The following is a 19,282-nucleotide window of genomic DNA, read 5'->3' as shown; positions in this document are numbered from 1 at the left end:
CTGTCGGACCGGAGATAATATTAGGGAAATTATGAATCTGACTTTGGTAGCTTTGCGAAGAATCCGGATCGCCGACACCACTGGAGTCTCCGTGAAACAGCCTGCCCCCGTCGGCCTGTCCGCGAGAGCCGACTCGTGAAGGCGCTTGTACTGGCGGGCGGAATCGGCTCACGCTTACGTCCGATCACGCACACATTCGCCAAGCAACTTCTTCCCATCGCCAACAAGCCCGTGCTGTTTTACGGTCTCGAATCGATCCGCGATGCGGGCATCCGCGAGGTGGGAATCGTCGTCGGCGACACCACCGCGAAGGAGATCGAGGCGGCGGTCGGCGACGGCTCGGAGTTCGGGCTGGAGGTGACCTACATCTTCCAGCAGGAGCCGCGCGGGCTGGCGCACGCCGTGATCATCTCACGCGACTACCTGGGGGATGACGACTTCGTCATGTACCTGGGCGACAACTTCGTCGTCGGCGGCATCAGCGATTTCGTGGACCGCTTCCGCCGCGAGGGCCCGCAGGCGCAGGTCATGCTGACGAAGGTGACCGACCCGCAGGCGTTCGGGGTGGCGGAGCTGGGGGAGGACGGCGCCATCGTCGGCGTCGAGGAGAAGCCTCAGCATCCCAAGGGCGACCTGGTCCTCATCGGCGTCTACGCCTTCGACTCGACCGTGCACCAGGCGGTCCTGGACATCGAGCCGTCCCGGCGGAACGAGCTGGAGATCACCGACGCGATCCAATGGCTGATCGATCACGGCCACCGGGTCGATCCCATGGTGACCTCGGGTTACTGGCGCGATGCCGGCAGCGTCCACGACATCCTCGCGGTGAACAGGTTCGTCCTGGAGGGCATCGAGCCCGCGGTGGCGGGTGAGGTGGACGCGGTCAGCGAGCTGATCGGCCATGTCGTGGTGGAAGAGGGCGCCGTCGTCGCCGACTCCAAGATCGTCGGTCCGGTCGTCCTCGGCGCCGGATCGGTGGTCCGCGGCTCCTTCGTGGGGCCGTTCACCTCCATCGACCGAGACTGCGTGGTGATCGACAGCGAGATCGAGCACTCGATCGTGCTGCGCGGCGCCCACATCGAGAGCGTCGCCCGCCTGGAGCAGTCGCTTATCGGCAGGAAAACGCGGGTGGTCGCCACCCAGGACGTCTCCAAGACCCACAGGTTCATCTTGGGCGACCACAACAACGTGCAGGTAGGCCGCTGATGCCCCGTGTTCTCGTCACCGGCGGTGCCGGTTTCGTGGGCTCGAACTACGTCCGCGCGCTGTTGTCCGGTGCCTACCCGGCCTGGCGCGAGGCCGACGTGACGGTCCTCGACCGGCTGACCTACGCCGGCGACCGGGCCAACCTGGAACCGGTCAAGGAGCGGCTGGTCTTCGTGCAGGGCGACATCTGCGATGAGGACCTGCTCGCCGATCTCGTGCCCGGCCACGACGTGGTGATCAACTTCGCCGCCGAATCGCACGTCGACAGGTCGATCGCCGACTCCTCCGCGTTCGTGCGCACCAACGTGCTGCCGGTCAGCATCACCACGGCCTGCGCGAGACCGTCCGCTGGTACGAAGCCAACCGCGACTCGTGGGAACCGCTCAAGCGACCGCGCGCCGTCGCGTAACCCGAGGAGACTGGATGACCAACTGTCTGGTGACCGGTGGAGCCGGTTTCATCGGCTCCCACCTGGCTGAGCGCCTGCTCGCGAATGGGCACGCGGTCACCGTTCTCGACGATCTCAGCGGGGGCAGCGAGAGCCGCGTCCCCGCGGGGGCGGAGCTGGTCGTGGGTTCCGTGACCGACACCGCCCTGGTAGACGCCCTGTTCCACGAGCGCCGCTTCGACCGGGTGTTTCACTTCGCCGCGTTCGCCGCCGAGGCGATCAGCCACTCGGTGAAGAGCCTCAACTACGGAACGAACGTGATGGGCAGCATCACCCTGATCAACGCCGCGCTGCAGACGGGGGTGTCGTTCTTCTGCTTCGCTTCGTCGGTGGCGGTGTACGGCCATGGCCAGACCCCCATGCGGGAGTCCTCGTTCCCGGTCCCGGTGGACAGCTACGGCATCGCCAAGCACGTCATCGAGCGCGAGCTCGAGGTCACGATGCGGATGCAGGGGCTGCCGTTCACCGCCTTCCGCATGCACAACGTGTACGGCGAGTGGCAGAACATGCGCGACCCCTACCGCAACGCGGTCGCCATCTTCTTCAACCAGATCATGCGCGGCGAGCCGATCACGGTGTACGGCGACGGCGGCCAGGTACGGGCCTTCACCTACATCGGGGACGTGGTGGACGTGGTGAGCCGGGTCCCCGAGACCGAGGGCGCCTGGGGACGGGCGCTCAACGTGGGATCGGCGAGCACGAACACCGTGCTGGAGCTGGCGCTGGCCGTGCGGTCGGCCGCCGGGGTGCCCGAGCATCCCATCACCCACCTGCCGTCCAGGGACGAGGTGACGGTGGCCTACACCGCCACGGAAGAGGCGCGCTCCATCTTCGGAGACTGGGCGGACACGCCTTTGGCCGAAGGGCTGGCGCGGACCGCGAAGTGGGCGGCATCCGTCGGCCCGGCGGAACTGCGGTCGTCGTTCGCCCTGGAAATCGACGGCGACCAGGTTCCGGAATGGGCGCGGCTGGTAGAGAAAAGACTGGAAGACGCCGGCACTCTGCACCGGGCGAACCGATAAGGATTGTGATGGACGCCGAGGAAATTCAGCGCCGTGTGCGCGAGCTGGAGCCATGGGTCAATGGGTTTGAATACGGCGGGGTGCGTTATGCCGAAGGATCTTCCCACGACTATCTGCTGAGCCAGGACCCGGAGCGGCGGGCCGAGGCCTTCTTCGCCGCTTTTCCCGAGGCCGGCAGAATTCTCGAGCTCGGCGCGCTGGAAGGGGCCGACACCGTCGCGCTGGCACGGCGCCCGGGCACCTCCGTCCTGGCGATGGAGGGGCGCCAGGAGAACCTGAGCCGCGCCGAGCTCGTGGTGGAGGTCTTCGGGCTGACCAACGTGGAGCTCCGGCTCGCCGACGTCGAACGCCTCGACTTCGCCGAGCTCGGCGCGTTCGACGTGGTGCTGTGCGCGGGGCTGATGTACCACGTCCGGGAACCGTGGACTCTGCTGGAGAACATCGCGAGCGTCGCCGGCGGCCTGTACCTCTCGACCCACTATTGGGGCACCTCCGAAGGGCTGGACGCGCTGGGCGGGTACGCGGTCAAGAACGTCCGTGAGGGACATCCCGAACCCCAGGCCCGCGGGCTCAGCGTGGACGTGCGATGGCTGGATCGCCCGTCGCTCTTCGCGGCGTTGAAGAACGCGGGCTTCACCGAGGTCGAGGTCCTGCACGAGCGGGTGTCGGCGGAGGTATGCGACATCGTCGCCGCGTGCAGGAAGCAAGCGGTCCGGTGAGCCGGGTAACGCGGGACTTCCGCGAGAAGGTCACGCGGTTTCGCGAGGACGGCTTCGTCCGCGTCGGGCCCGCCTTCGAGGACGACGTGACCCCGCTGCGCCCACGGTCTTCGCGCTCGTGCCGCCTGACCGTCGGGCCGCCAAGGTCTGCGACCTGAGCGTCTGCCTGGACGCGGCCAGCCCGGAGAACGGGTGTCTGGAGGGGGTGCCGGATCACACCTGCTGGACGACGCCGACGTGGCGTCGGTGCGCGACGACGGTCCCAGGGCGCACATCGCCGTCAAGGAAGGAGACATCGTCGTCCACGACGTACGCCTGGTACACGGATCGGGACCGAACCCGAGCGAGAAGTGGCGCAGGACCATCGTGATCGAGTTCGCGGACCCGGAGATGCCCATTCCGTCCTGAACGTCATGCCGCCGAACTCCGCCAGGAAGGATCTCATGAGGGTTCTGTCAACCGCGTCCGACCGGACCGGTCACTACGTGCGCAGGGTGCCGCCGGCTCGGGCCCCGCGCGTGGCCGGGCACGAGGTCGGTCAGCGTCACCGCAGGAGGGCCGAGGAGATGTGCGACTCCATCGCCGGCGCCCCGACAGCCGTCCCGACAGCCACGCCGACCGACGAGGACTTCGACGAGCTCTTGGCGGACCGATGAAAAGCCTGCAAGGCGCCCGCGCGGTCGTCACGGGCGGGGCCGGCTTCATCGGTTCCCACCTGTGCGAGGCACTCGTCGCGCAGGGCTGCTCCGTGATCTGTGTGGACAACATGTGTACCGGCGAGCCGGACAACCTGGCGGCCCTGGAGCAGTCGCCGCGCCTGCGCCTGATCCGCCACGACGTGACCGAGCCGTTCAGCGTGGACGAGCCGGTCGACTACGTCGTCCACCTGGCCTCGCCGGCCTCGCCGCTCGACTACCTGCGCATGCCGCTGGAGACGCTTCGGGTGGGTTCGGCGGGAACGGAGAACGCGCTGCGGGTGGCCGCCGCGCACCAGGCGCGCTTCCTCCTCGCCTCCACTTCGGAGGTGTACGGCGATCCCAGCCAGCACCCCCAGCCAGAGTCCTACTGGGGCAACGTGAACCCGGTCGGCCCGCGAGCGGTGTACGACGAGTCCAAGCGCTACGCGGAGGCGCTGACGGCGGCCTACCGGCGGACGCTCGGCGTCGACACGGCCATCGCCCGGCTGTTCAACAGCTTCGGGCCGAGGATGCGCCGCAACGACGGCCGCGTCGTGCCGACCTTCATCGACCAGGCCCTGGCCGGCGAGCCGCTGACCATCAACGGCTCCGGCGACCAGACCAGATCCCTGTGCTACGTGGACGACACGGTCAGGGGCCTGCTCGCCCTGATGCGCAGCACGGCGCCCGGGCCGGTGAACATCGGCGCCACCCAGGAGCTCACCGTGCGGGAGATCGCCGAGCTGATCGCCGGTGAGGCCGGGGTCGAGCTCCGCACGGTCTCCCAGCAGTTGCCGATGGACGAGCCGAACCGGCGTTGTCCCGACATCGAGATGGCCCGGGCAGTCCTCGGCTGGAAGCCAGAGATATCCGTTTCGGAGGGATTACGGCGGACCTTCGGCTGGTGGGCCACCGCGTATCCGCAGGGGTGATCGCACCCGTCGGCACCCTCCCAGCGGACCCCTCCGGAAAGGAAGGACATGACAGGACGCTCGGATGTCAACGTCCCCGTGTCTCCCACGGACTATTGCAACTTCATGAGCGCCTTTCCCACGGGGGTCGCCGTGGTCACCTCCTTCGACGCCGCGGGGCGGGCACATGGCATGACCTGCACCGCGCTGTCCAGCGTCACCCTCGATCCGGCGACGCTGCTGGTCTGCCTGGGCGAGGCCAGCGGAACCCTCGCGGCCGTCAGGGAGAGCGGGTACTTCGCGGTGAACCTGCTGCACGCCCAATCCCGGCACGTGGCCGACATCTTCTCGCGCGACGTGCCGGATCGGTTCGCCCAGGTGGAATGGCGGCCGTCGCCCAAGCACGGGCAGCCGTGGCTGGTGAAGGACGCGTTCGCGCTCGCGGGGTGCGAGGTACGTCAGGAGATCTCGATCGGCGACCACGCGCTGGTGCTGGGCGAGGTCCACGAGGTCGAGCAACGCGACGACGTGCCGCTCTTGGTCGGTCTGCGCAGGTTTACGGCGTGGAGGGTGTCCTAAGGCATGAGTTATGACACGGCGGCTCGGTTTCTCATCGCGGTCAGCCTCATCGTGCTGTGCGCGCATGTCACCGGCAGCGTGCTCCGGCTGCTACGCCAGCCGAGAGTGGTCGGCGAGATCGCCGGCGGCCTGCTGATCGGTCCCACCGCGGTGGGAGCGCTGTGGCCTGACGGGCACGCGGCCGTCTTCACGCCCGACGTGATCCGGGCGGTGGACCTCATGGCCCAGCTCGGCCTCGTCTTCTTCGTGTTCCTGCTCGGTGCGGAGCTACGCGTCGAGCGGCGCGACGGGTGGTGGGGCCTGCTCACACGGCTGGTGGCCGGCGCGCTGCTCGTCCCTTTCGCGCTGGGCGCCGTCCTGGGGATCGCCACCGGTGAGCGCCTGGCGGGGGCAGGAGTCCCCCAGCCGGCGTTCGTCCTGTTCCTGGGGCTGGCGCTGTCCATCACGGCGCTGCCCGTGCTGGGGCGCATCCTGGTGGAGCACGGTCTCCAGCACACCCGGCTGGGCGTCCTCGCCCTCACCACGGCGGCCCTCGGCGACGGCGCCGCCTGGGCCGGGCTGCTGCTGATCCTGGTCGGCGTCGGGGCGGCCGGCGGCGGCTGGCTGGGGCTGGTGCTGGCCGTCGCGCTCGGCGTCGTCCTCGTGGCGGTGGTCCGCCCGCTGCTGCGGACGCTCTTCCGCGCGAGCGGCGGCGGGACGGGGAGAACGCACCTACTCGCGCCGGCCGTCATCGCCGGCCTGATGATCTGCGCGGCGCTGAGCCAGATGGCCGGCATGCACATGGCCATCGGAGCCTTCCTGTTCGGTCTGGTCATGCCGCGCGACCTGCCGCACCTGGAGCGGTTCACCGCCTCGTTCCACGGGTTCACCATGGTCGTGCTGCTGCCCCTGTTCTTCGCCGGCATCGGCCTGCGCATGTCGTTGCCCGAGCTGTTCGGGCAGGCCTCGGCGGCGTGGTTGTTCTGCTTGGTGGTGGCCATGGCGATCGGCTCCAAGTACGCGGGCACCATGGCGGGCGCGATGCTGGCCGGCCTGCCGAGACGGGACGCGTTCGTGCTGGGCACGCTGATGAACTGCCGGGGCGTCACCGAACTCGTGGTCGCGAGCGTCGGTCTGCAGCACGGCCTGATCAACGAGCTCGGCTTCACCGTGCTGGTCCTGGTCGCACTGGTCACGACGGCGCTGACCGGGCCGACGCTCATCATGTTGCGGAATTCCGATGAATCCGGGACGCTGGACGGCCCCGCCGGGGAAGCCCCGAGGGAGGCCGTAACGGGCGCGGGCGCCGAGCTCGGGCGATGACCGTGCAGGTCGAGACCGTGGAGGCGGTGCGGCGGCTCCTTCGCCGCTTCCCCATCATGAAGCGCAGGAGAAGTGCGCTGCGGGTACGGAAGGCGGGAAAACGGTGACTCGGCCGCGGATTCTGATCTCCGGGAACTTCCACTGGCAGGCGGGATTCAGCCAGACCGTGGCCGCCTACGTGCGCGCGGCCGACGAGGCGGGCTGCGACATCCGGATCAGCGGGCCGCTGTCGCGGCTGGACGACGAGGTTCCGCGGCACCTGCCGGTGGAGCATGACATGAGCTGGTGCACGCATCTGGTCTTCATGTTCGAGGCCAGGCAGTTCCTGTCCCCCGAGCAGATCGAGCTGGCCTGCTCGATCCCCAGGGACCGGCGGCTGATCATCGACTTCGACGGGCACTGGGGCATCGCCGACGGCGTCCAGGTGGAGTCGCGCAAATACTCAGCCGAGAGCTGGCAGGTGCTCTACTCCACGCTGAGCGACCTGATCCTGCAGCCCAAGGTGGCCGGACCGCTGCCCCCCGGCGCGGAGTTCTTCAAGTGCTTCGGGCTGCCCCCGGCGCGACACCCGTTGAATCCGGATCGAAAGATCGACTACGACCTGCAGTACATCGGCAGCAACTGGGACCGCTGGCAGCCACTGGCCGAGGTCATGGCCGCGGCGAAGCGGGCGGAGCCGCCGTTGCGGTCGCTGCGGGTCTGCGGCCGCTGGTGGGACGGCGAGACCTGCCCGGGATTCGAGGAGATCACCTTCAGCGAGCCCGGCAGGCTGAGGGGGCTGGGCGTCGAGATCCATCCGCCCGTTCCCTTCGGAAACGTCATCGAGGAGATGGGGCGAGCGCTGATCTCGCCGATCCTCGTCAGTGCCCTGGTGGGCGGCACGGGCCTGCTCACCGCCCGGCTGTTCGAGACCCTTGCGTCGGGAAGCCTTCCCGTGGTCCCGCCCGAGGCGGAGTTCATGGCCTCCGTGTACGGCGACGCCGTCGAGCACCTGAGGCTGGGCTCCGATTCCGCCACCGCGCTCACCCGCATGACCGTGGACTTCGAGCGCCACGCGCGCATCGTGGGCGGCATCCAGGACAAGCTCCGCGAGGCGTACGGCTACCCGCGGCTGCTCGAAGATCTGCTGGCCTTCTTCCGCTGAGAAGATCGCGACGGAACGGCTCAGACGCTTGCCGCCACGCCCTACGCGCTTCCGCCACTGCGAGACGGCTGGGGAGCCGTCCGCTCCATCACGTCGTGCCAGAGCTCGTGGACCGAGTCGCGCAGCGTCCTTCGCGGTGTCCAGCCGAGCAGGTCACGCGCGGGCCGGGGGTCGACCCGTGTCCAGTCGTCGGTGTCGGCGGCGAGGTCCGGGGCGGGAATCTCGACCATGGTGGCCGGCACCCCGCTCACCTCGATGAGCATGGTGACCAGCGTGCGCACCGGGACGGCCTCGCCACGGCCGATGGCGATCGGGGTGGGCCGGCCGGTGATCCGCGTCGCGGCGCGGACCGCATCGGAGACGTCCCGGACATCCACGTAGTCGCGGCGGGCGTTCAGCGCGGTCAGCTCGATCATCGCGGTCTCGCCGCGGCCGGCCGCAGCGGCCAAGCGGTCGGCCACACGGCCGAGCAGGCTCGCCGCCGGCGCACCCGGGCCGGCGACATTGGCCAGCCGCAGTACCACCGCGTCCACGGTCCCGGCCGCAGCGGCCGACAGCACCGCCTCGGTCGCGGCCAGCTTGAACCGGTCGTAGTCGGAGGCGGGACCGGGCGATCGCTGGGTGGCGTCGGTGCCGTCCGGCGCGACGTGCCCGTACTCCAGCACCGAGCCGAGGTGTACCAGCCGGGGCGCCAGCCGGGCGCTCGCCAGGGCCGCCAGGATGTGCCGGGTCGCCCCGACACAGCTGGCCTCCAGCTCGCGGCCGGTCAGGCCCCACTTGCCGCCGGTCGCGTTGATCACGGTGTCCGGGCGCTCGGCGGCCAGCACGGCGGCCAGTTCCCCGGTCGGCGTGTCCGAGACGTCGATGGCCCTGAACCGGTATCCGGGAGCGGACCGGGCCGCGTTCCTCGCCACGACGAGCACATCACGTCCCGCTGCGACGAGGTCCTTGCATATCTGGCGTCCCAGGAATCCGGTACCGCCGACCACGACGATGCGATCCTCACTCACCTGTGCCTCCTGATCAGGTCTTCGCCCCGGCCGGGAAGCCCCTGGCCCGCCCGCAGCGTCCGCGCCCGCTCCCGAACCTCGTCGACCAGCCCGGCCAGGGTCCGGCTCCGCTCGGCCACGCCGGCCCGCTCGCCGCCCGTGCGGACCGCCGTGACGAACTCGCGCAGGGTGGTGGCGAACTGGTCCTCTGGGGGCAGGACCAGTTCCTGCACGTCGTGCCGGCGTTTCAGCCGGACCGTCGGCCGCCACGTCGGCGGCGGCGTGAAGGCGCGATCGACGAAGATCGACCCTTGGCTTCCCCACAGCGTGTACTCGCAGCGGTAGCCGTGCTGGAATCCGAAGTCGATCTGGGCGGTGCGCCCGTCCGGCGAGCACAGCAGCGCGCCGCCCGCCACGTCGACGCCGTGCTCGGGATCTTCGGTGCGGGTCGCGCCGACCACCTCCAGATCCGGCCCGAGGAAAAGCCTCGCCGTGCTCAGTGGATACACTCCCAAGTCGAGCAGTGCGCCACCGCCGAGGTCCGGTCGGTAGCGGATGTCCCCGGGGTTCAGCGGCGGGAAACCGAAGACGCCGTGGACCGCGCGCAACTCACCGATCTCGCCGGCCGTCACCAGGTTCACGACGGTGGAGTGCAGGCCGTGCCGGAGGAATGTGAGGTTCTCCATCAGCGTCAGCCCGCGCGCCCCCGCGAGGGCGAGCACCTCGGCGGTGTCGGCGTACCGGGTGGTCAGCGGCTTCTCCACGAGCGCGTGCTTGCCGACGTCCAGGGCGCGCGTGATCCACTCGTGGTGCAGCCCGGCCGGCAGCGGGACGTAGACGGCCTCGACGTCCGGCCGGGCCAGCAGCGCCTCGTAGTCGCGCACGACCTCGCCGCCGAACTCCTTGGCGTACACCTTGGCCTTGTTCGTGTCCCTGGCCGCGACGGCGACCAGTTCGGCCGCGGGCTCCGCCAGGATCGCCGGAAGGGTGCGGCGCCGGGCGATGTCGGCGCAACCGAGCAGGCCGATGCGGACCGGGCGGGAGACCGGGGGCCGCTCCGATACGGCGGTCACCACAGGCTGTGCAGGCAGGCCAGCAGACTGCGGGCTTCCACGTTGACGTAGTAGCCGTGCCGTAGGAGGCCGGTGAGCTGGTGGGCGGTGACCCAGCAGAACTCCTCCGGCACCTCGATCGGCACGTCGTCACCCGCGTCCACCAGCAGGTATCGGTTCTGTGAGTGGTAGAACCGGCCGCCCTCCTCGGCCAGGATCGTGTCGTAGAGGATGCGCTCGGCGGGCACCTGCCGCACGTAGTCCAGGAACCTGGGCCCGGGGCCGGAGTAGTTCCCCGGATTGCACTGGACGGTGGGCCCCATCTCCATGGCGTCCAGGAGACCTGCCTGGTACCGCGCGTTCACCAGCAGGTGGGCGACCCCGTCGATGTCCTTCACGAGGAAGGTGACCAGTCCTCGCCCGCTCGGGTAGATCAGCGGTTGGTGCCACTCGCCGACTTCGCGGTCGTTGGTTCGCACGCTGACGCCGATGATGCTGAAGTGCTGCCCGTCGTCGTGGACGATCTCCTCAGGCGTGTTGCGCCAGCCGGGCAGCGCCCGCAGCGGCACGCGCCGCACAGCCAGCTCGTGCCTGCTCTTGGCGGCGGTGAACCAGCTCAGCACGGTCTCCGCGCTGTGCAACGGAGTGCCGTCGCCGCTGATGGACCGGGCCAGCGCCGAGGCCATGCCGTCGGTGCGGTGTCTGTCCTGGGCGGCGAAGAAGGAAGCGGGCAGGCAGGACAGCACGGTACGGATGTCCATGTTGACCAGGCCGTCGATCCGCAGCAGGCTGCGGAGCTCGTCCAACGGTATCCAGCGGTGCCCGTCCGCGGCCGGCACCGAGTCGTCGACCTGGACGATCATGTTCCGGTTGCGCTTGTGCAGGAACCACGAGCCCTGTTCGGACTGGAGCACGTCGGCCACCACGGTGCCCGCTCGCGGGTGGGTGAAGTGCTCCAGATACTTCGTCCGGTCTCCCCTGTGCACCCGGGTGTAGTTGCTGCGGGTCGCCTGCACGGTCGGCGAGAGTTGGACCGAGTTGAAGTTGCCCGGCTCCATCTTCGCCTGCACCAGTCCGAAGGGCACACCGTCCACGGTCTTCACCAGCAGACCGAGAATGCCGATCTCCGGCTGGTTGATGATGGGCTGGCTCCACTCGGGGACCTGGCCGTACGAGGTGCGCACGTGCAGCCCCTCGATGGCGAAGAACCGGCCGCTGTGGTGCGTCAGGTTTCCCGTGACCGCGTCAAGAGACCACCCACGAAGATCGCTGAGCGGGGTGCGGGTCACCTGGCAAGCCGCGGCGCGCGTCCGGTCGGCGAACCAGGACAGGAATCCCTCGCTCACCCCGTCGGGGTGAGTCTCGGTGGCGCGTTGCGTATCCAGATCGGCCGAGGTCATCACGTTTCCTTAGGTGGCTGGGAAAGGCCGGGGAGATCAGGGGCCCTCCGCGCCGAGCGGCCGGCGGTTCATTCGGCGGGCTCCTCGTCGCGTCGCAGGATCAGGAAACAGACCCCGTCCTCGTTGACGAACTCGTCCAGCAACGGCGTCAGTCCGGCCTCCGCGGCGATCTTGGCGATCATGTCGACTCCGTGCCAGGCCAGGAAGCCCTTGAACTCGAAGGGATTCGCCTGCTGGTAGCGCTCCGCGTAGAAGTGGAAGAAGCTCTGGGTCGACGGACCGAGGTCGAGGAAGTTGACACCGAAGTGGCCGCCGGTGCGCAGAATCCGGCGGATCTGCCGGAAGTAGAGGTAGATCTCGAAGACGTTGAGGTGGATGAAGACGTTGAGGGAGAACCCCGCGTCGAAGCTCGCCGACGGCAGCGTCGCCAGGAAGTCGTTCTGAATGTGGTGGTAGCCGACGTTGGTGTGTTCCCGGCAGGTGAGGCGTGCCTTGGCCAGGAACGACCGGCTCACGTCGGTGCACAGCAGCCGCCGCACCCGAGGGGCGATCACCTCGGCCATGATTCCCTCACCGCTGCCGATCTCGAAGATCTCCGAGTCCGGGGTCAGCCGCAGCCGTTGGGCGATCCAGTTCGCCCGGTCGACGCGGTCGCGCAGGTATTCCTCGCGATCCTGGGTGCCCGCCAGTTGCACCTGCATCTCTTCGGGGGAGTTCCACTCCCATATCAAGTTGAGGTCACCCATCTGCATCGGCGGTTTCGCCTTGACGGTCGCGGTGCCTTCCGGGTTGTTCATACGACCTCGCTCATGGTTTCTTGAGTGATGTTCTGAGTGGCGTGGAGGACCCGAATGCCCCAGCTCGTGACCGTCATCGGTCGGCCACCAGGTCGGCGACGTCGGCGGCGGTCAGTTCGCCGGTGCGGGCCAGTGTGGTGAGCAGGTCGGCGACCTGCGCGGCGGTCGGCGCGGCGCACACGGACCGGCTCAGCTCGACCGCGCGGCGCCGGTAGTTGTTGTCGAACAGCACCTCGGCAAGGGCCTTGTCGATCGCCTCGCTGTCGAACAAGAGGCCGGGCAGGGTCTTGGTCGCGCCTTGTGGGTCGATCCGTCTGCCGTAGATCTGCCCGTCGAAGTTCAGGGCCAGGGACAACTGCGGGATGCCCATCGCGATGCCGTTCATCAGGCAGTTGGCGCTGCCGTGGTGAATGAGCATGTCGCAGCCGGGCAGGATCAGCTCCAACGGGCAGTTGCGCAGCACCCGCACGTTGGGGGGCAGGGAGCCCAGGCCGTCCACTTCGGCCACCGGGGCGGTGAGCACCACCTCGGCGGCCAGTTGGGCGGCGGACTCGACGGCGTGGCGGAGCGCGGGCAGCCGCTCGCCGAACACCCCGGTCGCGGAGTTCCCCCACACCACGCAGACGCGTTTGCCCTTGACCGGTCCCAGCAACCACGGATCCACGTCCTGGGATCCGTTGTACGGCTGGTACCTGATGGGAATCCGCAGCGCGTCGCCCATCGGGGGAATGGCCACGTCCGGCGACGGGTCCACCGCGTATTTGATCTTGTGGCGTGTCCACTCCACGCCGTACTTCGCAAAGCAGGACAGAGGATCGGCGGACACCAGGTCGAGGCCCGGTTCGGTCTCCACTGTGCCGATGAAGCCCGGCCCGAAGTACACGCTCGGCACCTCGTTCAGCGCGCCGATCAACGCGCCCTCGGCCGCCATGAGGTCGTACACCACCAGGTCGGGGCGCCAGGCGGCGGCGAAATCGACCGCGTTGTCGTAGCTGCGCTGGACCGCGGCGATGGACTTCTTCCAGAAGTCGCTGAGCGTGCCGGTGTCGAAGTCGCGTACGGAGCCCAGCGCCTGGCCGGTGAACGGGTGCAGCGGCAGCGGCATGTCGCCGCTCTGCGGCGGGGTGTTGATCGCCAGAACCCAGTATGCGAGCCGGGCGCTCTCCATCATGTCGGGCGCGTCGAGCACCGACACCGGCATCAACCCGGTGGCCATGACTCCCTGCACCTGCTGCGGCGGGCAGGCGACCCGAACGTCGTGCCCGGCCGCGCGGAACGCCCAGGCCAGCGGGATCATGCACATGTAGTGCCCAGCCCAGTTGGACACTGTGAACAGAATCCGCATTGGAATCTCCCCTACTTGCCGCTCGCTGGATGGTCCTCGGCGGTGGCGGAGCGCAAACGTCTCGCCGTCCACGGGAAACGTGTGATCCCCATTCAGTACCGCACGGGTGGTGTCGATGACTGGGCTCTCCGCGAGATTACCGAGAAAAGATTCATGATTTCCCTATAAATGGCGCCCGCCGGCCAGATCGCCGCGGCGCGGTTCTGGCCGCACTCTGCGACGGCTCCGCGCTATGTCAAGAATTCTCTAGGGATTCCCCGAGATTCGCATCGCTACCATGCGTATGTGCAGACCCTGATGGCGTCTTCCCCGGCGCCGTGGCGGAACGGAGACGGACACGCTTCCTTGTAAGCGGAGAACCGACAGTTCTATGGAATGCGGAAATCTACAGTGCGAGGAAATCATGAGCTCAGGCGCCGAGCTTTATCTTGACCTGATGAAGAGGACGCTGACGAACACCATCTACCAGGACGCGCCGCTTCCCATAGGGCAGCAGCAGGTCGACGGCTATCAGGCTGCGCAGCGGGAAAAGGGCAGAGACTGGCCGTCGGTCGCGCACACCATGGTCGGCAGGGTTCGGCTCGACTACCTCGAGCGCTGTATGCGACAGGTCGTCGAAGACGAGGTGCCGGGCGATTTCATCGAAACCGGAGTGTGGCGTGGCGGTGTGTGCATCTTCATGCGTTCCTTCCTTCGCGCGAACGACATCACCGACCGGCGCGTATGGGTGGCCGACTCCTTTCAGGGCATCCCGGACACCAACGGCTCCAGCCATCCGCTGGACGTGAAACTGGGGCTGCACAACGCGAACTCGGTGCTGGGCGTGTCCATCGAGCAGGTGCGGGAGAACTTCGAGCGGTACGACCTGCTGGACGATCAGGTCGTCTTCCTGGAGGGCTGGTTCCGGGACAGCCTGCCGGCCGCGCCGGTGCGGTCCCTCGCCGTGCTGCGCCTGGATGGCGACCTGTACGAGTCCACCATGGACGCGCTCGTCAACCTGTATCCCAAGCTTTCGGTCGGCGGCTTCGTCATCGTGGACGACCACATCCTGCCCAGCTGCCGGCAGGCCATCCGGGAGTTCCGTGAGGCCAACGGGATCACCGACACGATCGAGCACATCGACTGGACGTCGATCGGGTGGCGACGTACCGGCTGAGGACATGCTCGCACGACGGCTCGCTCTGATCGACACGCTGATCAAGGCGAGTCGGACGCGTCACCCGTCATGACGCTCCTTCGTCGACCAGGTTCGTCGGATCCAGCGAGTTCATGAACGAACGCAGGGCGCCGAGGTGGGCGGCGGGCTTGTCCCAGCCCAGCTCGGCGCACCAGGCGATCAGCTCGGTCAACTCCTCGGTGGCACGCGCCTTCTCCTCGTCGGGAAGGCTGGAGACCGACATCTCCTTCGGCCACTGCACGACGTTGGCCAGGTCGATGTCCAGTCCCTCCGCGCGGGCGAACTTCAGCAGGTTGCGCAGGTCCCACAGGTTGTCCCGCTGCGGCGACACCTGGAGCCAGACGTCCACCTGAGTCCTGAGCCTGTGCACGTTGTCCACGAACACCTGCCACTTCCCGCCGGTCCTGATCCGCTCGAACACCTCGCCCACGCCGTCGCAGGACGCGCCGATGCCGACGCTCTTGAAGTGCGGGAAGAGACCGATCGCCTTGTCGGGGGACATGGTGAGGTTGGAGTTGTAGGCCACGTCGACGTTGCCCGCGTTCCCGGTCTCCACGAGGAGTTCGAGCAACGCGTAATGGCCCGGCTGCATGAAAGGCTCGCCACCCGCGAAGTACAGCCGGCGAATAAGGTGTGCGTTCGCCCGTAGCGTCCGCCACAGCTCCTCGTCGGCACGGTAGGGGTCGATCACCGCGGAGGACCATGATGGCCGCTGCTCGGCGCCCCATGCCGAGCTCACCGGATAGGTGCACATGACGCACCGCAGGTTGCAGGTGTTGCCGAACCTGATGTCGAGGAAGTAGGGGAAGTCCTCGACGGTCCCGTCCGCGGCGGTACGGCCGGCGAGCGCGTCGAGTTCATGCTCGAATCGGCGGTTGATGCTCTGCCGATAGGACTGGCCGCCGTGGTCTTCCCGGAAGTAGCAGTATTTGCACGCGTCGACGCGCTCGCCGTTCAGCATCGCCAGCCGGGTCCGTTTCATGTTGGGACTGTTGAACGCCTCCTGAAGTCCCAACACCCGATCCGGGTTGTCCTTGGCGTATCGCGAGCCAGGCGAACAGCCGATCGCGTCGTCGTTCAGCTGGAACACGGGCTCATCCTGCTGTTCGTACAGCTCGTTGTGGTACATCGCGTTGTCGACGCAGCACCGGCCGTAGACGCCGTCGATGGAGGCGCAGAGATGAATCCACGGCAGGACGCACAAGGTCTTGTTCGTCGGGCCGCCGTGACCGTTGGCCTCAGTACTCATCGACACGTCCCTCGCTCGTCATCGCCAGTGGTCTTCGTGCGGAACCCGGAACGTGGTGCTCTCCGGCTGGTGCGCCCAGCGCCGGAAGGACTCGGCGGGGCGGTAGTCGAACGGCTCCTCGTCGCCGAATCGCGAGTCGGCCGCGCGCATCCGGACGCATGAACGCAGGATCTGTTGCTTGAGGCCGATGTAGCCCTCGGTGTGCGGGCCCAGTTGCCATTCCACCTCGGCCGGCCGGTATTCGAAGTAGATGACGCGGCGTTGCTTGCCGACCACGGCGGGGGCGCCGTGCAGGGTGAGGATGTTGTGCAGCAGCGCGTCACCCGGCCGCATCACGGCGGGTACCGCGCCGGTGGTGTCCCATTCGCTGGCGTTGAGCCGATCCGCCGTGGTCGTGAGCCGCTCGTCGTCCCAGTAGTTGGACTCCGGGATGCACCAGACGCAGTTGTCCTCGGGGGCGGGGTCGAGATAGATCCCGGCATCGATGACGCGACCCGCTCCGGTGACGCCGACCGCGTCGGCGTACAGCCCGGCGTCGCGGTGCCAGGCGAGGCGGGGAGCGCCGGCCGGGGTTTTGAAGACCATGCTGTCCCAGGTCGGGATGAGGTTGGGCCCGACGAGCTGTTCCATGATCCGTAGCAGCAACGGGTGACCGGCCAGCACGGCGATCGGACGGGCCTTGTCCACCACGTATTCGATCCGTACCGGCGCGGCGTCCGGCAGATGCGGCTCCAGGGTCCAGATGGTGTCTTCCATCGACCGCGTCGACCATGCCCGGTCGATCAGCGTCTTCCCGGCCTGCTGGACGTCGGCGAGTTCCTCCGGTGTGAGCAGCCCGCGAACGGCCAGCACTCCCTGCCGGCGGAACGCGGTGACGTGCTCGGGCAACAGCCCCGTCCGTCGGATGTCACATTCGGGAACCCTGCTGTCCGTGCGCACCTCAGTGACAGGATTCATCACCTGAAACCCTTCCTTTCGGCGGTGGTGGATTTCGGACCGGCACAGGCCGCCACGAAGAACCAGTCCCGCTCCAACGCCCTCGTGAATGACGTGCGATCCATCGCGGGCTGCCCCGCCAGCCAGGCGGGCAGGGTGAACACCTGGTACCCCAGCCCGTCGACCAGCAACGACCAGAGATCGTCCGTCGTCGTGCCGTACTCGCGCATGACATGGTCGCCCCCGTGCTCGAAGACGATCATCGGTCTGCTGCGAAGCAGTGAGCGGCGGGCACCTCGCAGGGCCAGCACCTCGCCCCCCTCGACGTCGATCTTCACCAGGTCGACGTGCACATCGGGCGGGATGACGTCATCCAGGCGCACGGCGTCGACGGATATCTCGCGCAGGGTCTCCGACGGCCGGTCGTAGGGGCGTCTGCGCAGCCCGCTGTAGCCCGGGTTGGAGACCACGTGCACGAAGCTCTGCGGGCCCGTGACGTCGGCGGCGGCGGCCCTGATCACCGTGACCGAGGGCAGTCTGGCGGCCAGTTCGTCGGCGAAGGCGGGCAGCGGTTCGACCGCGAAGTGCCTCCCCTCGGGCGCCACCCGCACCAGGTGCTGGGTGATCTCGCCGACGCCCGCGCCGAGGTCGACGCACACGGCGGTCGGGGTGCAGACCTGTTCGATGATCTGGACGGTGAGCCGGTCGTACTCGTCGTTGCGTTCGAGGGGGTCGATCACCTGCTGCCCGCTCATGTCTAGGGCTCCTCGACGTCGGCCGGGGACAGCGGCGGGTTCGAGGTCCTGATCGCAGGCTCAACCGGTCGGCTTCGCCCGATGCCGAGCCGGGGACTGGTCATCAGGTACAGGCCGGTTTCCGGGTCGAACAGCTCATGCCCGTCGAGCCTGTTCAGCGCTTCGCTGACCGGGGACTTGGGGGCGCCCGCCTCGGCCATCCTGCGGGCCTGCTCGGCGGCGATGAACAGGCGGCCGACGGAGTTGTCCTCGCCCTCGTCGGGCATCCGCGGCTCGGGCGTACGGCCGGCCACGGCGTCGCCCATGTCGGCGAGTCCGGCGATCAGTTGGGCGAAGGCCCTGGCACCGTCCACCTTTTCGTACTCGGTCTCGGCGCGGTCACCGACCAGCCTGTCGGCCAGGGCGAAATAGTTGTCCTTGCCCGCTTGCTGCTGGTAAACAGCCGCGACCAGGGTGAACAGGCGCTCGAAGGCGTTGCGGTAGAGCGTCTCGTAGAACGCGCGGGCCTGGTCCTCCTCGACGTCGCCGTTGACGGTGGCCAGAATGGCCGCCGCGGAGAGCATGCCGCTGTAGAGCGCCAGGTGTACGCCGGTGGACAGCAGCGGATCCAGGAAGCACGCGCTGTCGCCCGCGGCGAAGTAGCCGGGGCCGCAGAAGCTGTCGGCGACGTAGGAGAAGTCCTGCTCGACCCGGACACCCGGCTGGTAGGTCCCGTTCGCGAGCAGTCCGCTCACCGAGGGGGACTCCTCGACCAGTGAGGCCAGCATCGCCTCCAGGGATGCGTGCTCCGAACGGCGCTCAAGGAACCGCGTCCGGTGGCAGACGAATCCGACGCTGTAGCGGTCGTCGCGCAGCGGGATCACCCAGTACCAGCCGTCCGGGGACGAGATGACGTTGATCCCGCCCTTCGGCGAGCTGGGCAGCAGAGATCCTCCCTGCCAGTAGCCCCAGATGGCGACGTTCTTGAACGTCTCGTTCGCCCGCCGGTGCTTGAAATGCCGGGCGGGGATCAGACCGGCCCGGCCGGAGGCGTCGACGACGAAGTCGAACCCGGTGGTGTGTCGCCGGCCGGTGTGCGACTCGGCCCAATCCGCGGCCACGGCGCGGTCGCCGTCGAAGACCACGCGCTTCACCTCGGCGCCCTCGATCACCTGGGCGCCCTGCTTGGCGGCGTTGGTCAGCAGCACGTGGTCGAAGTCGTCGCGGTCGACCTGCCAGGACCGCACGCCGGGGCCGAAGATCTCGGACCAGTCGATGGCCCAGTCCTCCCTGCCCCAGCGCAGCAGCACACCGTTCTTCTCGGTGTAGCCGCGGGCGTCGACCTCGTCCAGCGCGCCGATGAAGTCGACGATCGTCCGGCACGACGACGCGATGGACTCGCCGATGTGGTAGCGAGGAAAGTTCTCCTTCTCCAGCAGCGTCACGGACAGGCCCGCACGTGCGAGCAGGGCCGCTGCGGTCGACCCGGCCGGACCGCCGCCGATGACCAATACTTTGGTGACCATGAAGCTCCTCATCGACAGCCGAGCGGATAATTCGAACCACACCCTACGGCGGGTGGAAAATGACCTTCA

General features: G+C 68.2%; 20 protein-coding genes. 11 read left to right on the top strand and 9 right to left on the bottom strand.

Annotation, left to right across the window (positions count from 1 at the left end):
* The first annotated feature begins 135 nt into the window (after nt 1–135).
* The 10 genes from P3X83_RS12810 to P3X83_RS12765 all read left to right on the top strand — a co-directional run bounded on the left by P3X83_RS12810 (nt 136) and on the right by P3X83_RS12765 (nt 8,008).
* Nucleotides 136–1,206 carry a glucose-1-phosphate thymidylyltransferase gene (locus P3X83_RS12810; RefSeq protein WP_277305226.1) on the top strand — a complete coding sequence of 357 codons (1,071 nt, stop codon included), beginning with the start codon at nt 136–138 and terminating at the stop codon, nt 1,204–1,206.
* Nucleotides 1,206–1,685 (top strand): GDP-mannose 4,6-dehydratase, encoded by a 480-nt coding sequence (locus tag P3X83_RS12805; protein WP_346742706.1) that lies wholly within the window; start codon nt 1,206–1,208, stop codon nt 1,683–1,685. Before P3X83_RS12810 ends, P3X83_RS12805 begins: the two co-directional genes overlap by 1 nt.
* The gene (locus tag P3X83_RS12800; RefSeq protein ID WP_277305225.1) at nt 1,630–2,676 is read left to right on the top strand and encodes an NAD-dependent epimerase/dehydratase family protein; all 1,047 of its coding nucleotides are present in this window, start codon (nt 1,630–1,632) and stop codon (nt 2,674–2,676) included. Before P3X83_RS12805 ends, P3X83_RS12800 begins: the two co-directional genes overlap by 56 nt.
* An 8-nt stretch (nt 2,677–2,684) precedes the next feature.
* Nucleotides 2,685–3,395, top strand: a complete 711-nt coding sequence (locus tag P3X83_RS12795) for a class I SAM-dependent methyltransferase (RefSeq protein ID WP_277305224.1) — start codon at nt 2,685–2,687, stop codon at nt 3,393–3,395.
* 192 nt (nt 3,396–3,587) lie between these two features.
* On the top strand, nt 3,588–3,803 hold the full coding sequence (locus tag P3X83_RS12790) for a phytanoyl-CoA dioxygenase family protein (protein WP_277305223.1): 216 nt from the start codon (nt 3,588–3,590) through the stop codon (nt 3,801–3,803).
* Between the two features lie 35 nt (nt 3,804–3,838).
* Nucleotides 3,839–4,051, top strand: a complete 213-nt coding sequence (locus tag P3X83_RS12785; RefSeq protein ID WP_277305222.1) for a hypothetical protein — start codon at nt 3,839–3,841, stop codon at nt 4,049–4,051.
* A complete protein-coding gene (locus tag P3X83_RS12780; protein ID WP_277305221.1) occupies nt 4,048–5,004 on the top strand; it encodes an NAD-dependent epimerase/dehydratase family protein in 957 nt (318 codons plus the stop codon). Before P3X83_RS12785 ends, P3X83_RS12780 begins: the two co-directional genes overlap by 4 nt.
* A 105-nt stretch (nt 5,005–5,109) precedes the next feature.
* Nucleotides 5,110–5,562 carry a flavin reductase family protein gene (locus tag P3X83_RS12775; RefSeq protein WP_277305220.1) on the top strand — a complete coding sequence of 151 codons (453 nt, stop codon included), beginning with the start codon at nt 5,110–5,112 and terminating at the stop codon, nt 5,560–5,562.
* Between the two features lie 3 nt (nt 5,563–5,565).
* Entirely contained in the window at nt 5,566–6,864 is a 1,299-nt protein-coding gene (locus P3X83_RS12770; RefSeq protein WP_277305219.1) for a cation:proton antiporter, read from the top strand.
* 103 nt (nt 6,865–6,967) lie between these two features.
* The gene (locus P3X83_RS12765; RefSeq protein WP_277305218.1) at nt 6,968–8,008 is read left to right on the top strand and encodes a hypothetical protein; all 1,041 of its coding nucleotides are present in this window, start codon (nt 6,968–6,970) and stop codon (nt 8,006–8,008) included.
* Between the two features lie 41 nt (nt 8,009–8,049).
* Here the strand turns inward: P3X83_RS12765 and P3X83_RS12760 are convergent, their stop codons facing one another.
* The 5 genes from P3X83_RS12760 to P3X83_RS12740 all read right to left on the bottom strand — a co-directional run bounded on the left by P3X83_RS12760 (nt 8,050) and on the right by P3X83_RS12740 (nt 13,591).
* On the bottom strand, nt 8,050–9,018 hold the full coding sequence (locus P3X83_RS12760) for an NAD(P)-dependent oxidoreductase (RefSeq protein ID WP_277305217.1): 969 nt from the start codon (nt 9,016–9,018) through the stop codon (nt 8,050–8,052).
* Entirely contained in the window at nt 9,015–10,070 is a 1,056-nt protein-coding gene (locus tag P3X83_RS12755) for a Gfo/Idh/MocA family oxidoreductase (RefSeq protein WP_277305216.1), read from the bottom strand. Before P3X83_RS12755 ends, P3X83_RS12760 begins: the two co-directional genes overlap by 4 nt.
* Nucleotides 10,067–11,449 (bottom strand): NDP-hexose 2,3-dehydratase family protein, encoded by a 1,383-nt coding sequence (locus P3X83_RS12750; RefSeq protein WP_277305215.1) that lies wholly within the window; start codon nt 11,447–11,449, stop codon nt 10,067–10,069. Before P3X83_RS12750 ends, P3X83_RS12755 begins: the two co-directional genes overlap by 4 nt.
* 68 nt (nt 11,450–11,517) lie before the next feature.
* Nucleotides 11,518–12,246 carry a class I SAM-dependent methyltransferase gene (locus P3X83_RS12745; RefSeq protein ID WP_277305214.1) on the bottom strand — a complete coding sequence of 243 codons (729 nt, stop codon included), beginning with the start codon at nt 12,244–12,246 and terminating at the stop codon, nt 11,518–11,520.
* A gap of 73 nt (nt 12,247–12,319) precedes the next feature.
* Nucleotides 12,320–13,591 carry a nucleotide disphospho-sugar-binding domain-containing protein gene (locus P3X83_RS12740; RefSeq protein WP_277305213.1) on the bottom strand — a complete coding sequence of 424 codons (1,272 nt, stop codon included), beginning with the start codon at nt 13,589–13,591 and terminating at the stop codon, nt 12,320–12,322.
* Between the two features lie 370 nt (nt 13,592–13,961).
* On the opposite strand from P3X83_RS12740, the gene P3X83_RS12735 reads away from it, so the two are divergent.
* A complete protein-coding gene (locus tag P3X83_RS12735) occupies nt 13,962–14,747 on the top strand; it encodes a TylF/MycF family methyltransferase (protein WP_346742705.1) in 786 nt (261 codons plus the stop codon).
* 67 nt (nt 14,748–14,814) lie between these two features.
* Here the strand turns inward: P3X83_RS12735 and P3X83_RS12730 are convergent, their stop codons facing one another.
* Genes P3X83_RS12730 through P3X83_RS12715 form a run of 4 tightly spaced genes read right to left on the bottom strand, consistent with a single transcriptional unit; the run spans nt 14,815 to nt 19,213 of the window.
* Nucleotides 14,815–16,017: a twitch domain-containing radical SAM protein gene (locus P3X83_RS12730; RefSeq protein ID WP_277305211.1), complete on the bottom strand. Its 1,203-nt coding sequence runs from the start codon at nt 16,015–16,017 to the stop codon at nt 14,815–14,817.
* 18 nt (nt 16,018–16,035) lie between these two features.
* Complete coding sequence (locus tag P3X83_RS12725) at nt 16,036–16,974, bottom strand: phytanoyl-CoA dioxygenase family protein (RefSeq protein ID WP_277305210.1); 939 nt, start codon at nt 16,972–16,974, stop codon at nt 16,036–16,038.
* Nucleotides 16,974–17,708, bottom strand: a complete 735-nt coding sequence (locus tag P3X83_RS12720) for an FkbM family methyltransferase (protein WP_277305209.1) — start codon at nt 17,706–17,708, stop codon at nt 16,974–16,976. Before P3X83_RS12720 ends, P3X83_RS12725 begins: the two co-directional genes overlap by 1 nt.
* 2 nt (nt 17,709–17,710) lie before the next feature.
* Nucleotides 17,711–19,213 carry an NAD(P)/FAD-dependent oxidoreductase gene (locus tag P3X83_RS12715; RefSeq protein WP_277305208.1) on the bottom strand — a complete coding sequence of 501 codons (1,503 nt, stop codon included), beginning with the start codon at nt 19,211–19,213 and terminating at the stop codon, nt 17,711–17,713.
* Nucleotides 19,214–19,282 lie beyond the last annotated feature (69 nt).

It is taken from the genome of Spongiactinospora sp. TRM90649, assembly GCF_029382225.1.
GTDB lineage: Bacteria > Actinomycetota > Actinomycetes > Streptosporangiales > Streptosporangiaceae > Spongiactinospora.
This window is presented reverse-complemented; position numbering and strand designations above follow the sequence as displayed.

Coding starts and splice junctions, on each gene's coding strand:
- P3X83_RS12805 (WP_346742706.1), top strand. CDS start 1,206: ATGCCCCGTGTTCTCGTCACCGGCGGTGCCGGTTTCGTGGGCTCGAAC.
- P3X83_RS12800 (WP_277305225.1), top strand. CDS start 1,630: ATGACCAACTGTCTGGTGACCGGTGGAGCCGGTTTCATCGGCTCCCAC.
- P3X83_RS12795 (WP_277305224.1), top strand. CDS start 2,685: ATGGACGCCGAGGAAATTCAGCGCCGTGTGCGCGAGCTGGAGCCATGG.
- P3X83_RS12785 (WP_277305222.1), top strand. CDS start 3,839: ATGAGGGTTCTGTCAACCGCGTCCGACCGGACCGGTCACTACGTGCGC.
- P3X83_RS12780 (WP_277305221.1), top strand. CDS start 4,048: ATGAAAAGCCTGCAAGGCGCCCGCGCGGTCGTCACGGGCGGGGCCGGC.
- P3X83_RS12775 (WP_277305220.1), top strand. CDS start 5,110: ATGAGCGCCTTTCCCACGGGGGTCGCCGTGGTCACCTCCTTCGACGCC.
- P3X83_RS12770 (WP_277305219.1), top strand. CDS start 5,566: ATGAGTTATGACACGGCGGCTCGGTTTCTCATCGCGGTCAGCCTCATC.
- P3X83_RS12750 (WP_277305215.1), bottom strand. CDS start 11,449: ATGACCTCGGCCGATCTGGATACGCAACGCGCCACCGAGACTCACCCC.
- P3X83_RS12745 (WP_277305214.1), bottom strand. CDS start 12,246: ATGAACAACCCGGAAGGCACCGCGACCGTCAAGGCGAAACCGCCGATG.
- P3X83_RS12740 (WP_277305213.1), bottom strand. CDS start 13,591: ATGCGGATTCTGTTCACAGTGTCCAACTGGGCTGGGCACTACATGTGC.
- P3X83_RS12735 (WP_346742705.1), top strand. CDS start 13,962: ATGGAATGCGGAAATCTACAGTGCGAGGAAATCATGAGCTCAGGCGCC.
- P3X83_RS12730 (WP_277305211.1), bottom strand. CDS start 16,017: ATGAGTACTGAGGCCAACGGTCACGGCGGCCCGACGAACAAGACCTTG.
- P3X83_RS12725 (WP_277305210.1), bottom strand. CDS start 16,974: ATGAATCCTGTCACTGAGGTGCGCACGGACAGCAGGGTTCCCGAATGT.
- P3X83_RS12720 (WP_277305209.1), bottom strand. CDS start 17,708: ATGAGCGGGCAGCAGGTGATCGACCCCCTCGAACGCAACGACGAGTAC.
- P3X83_RS12715 (WP_277305208.1), bottom strand. CDS start 19,213: ATGGTCACCAAAGTATTGGTCATCGGCGGCGGTCCGGCCGGGTCGACC.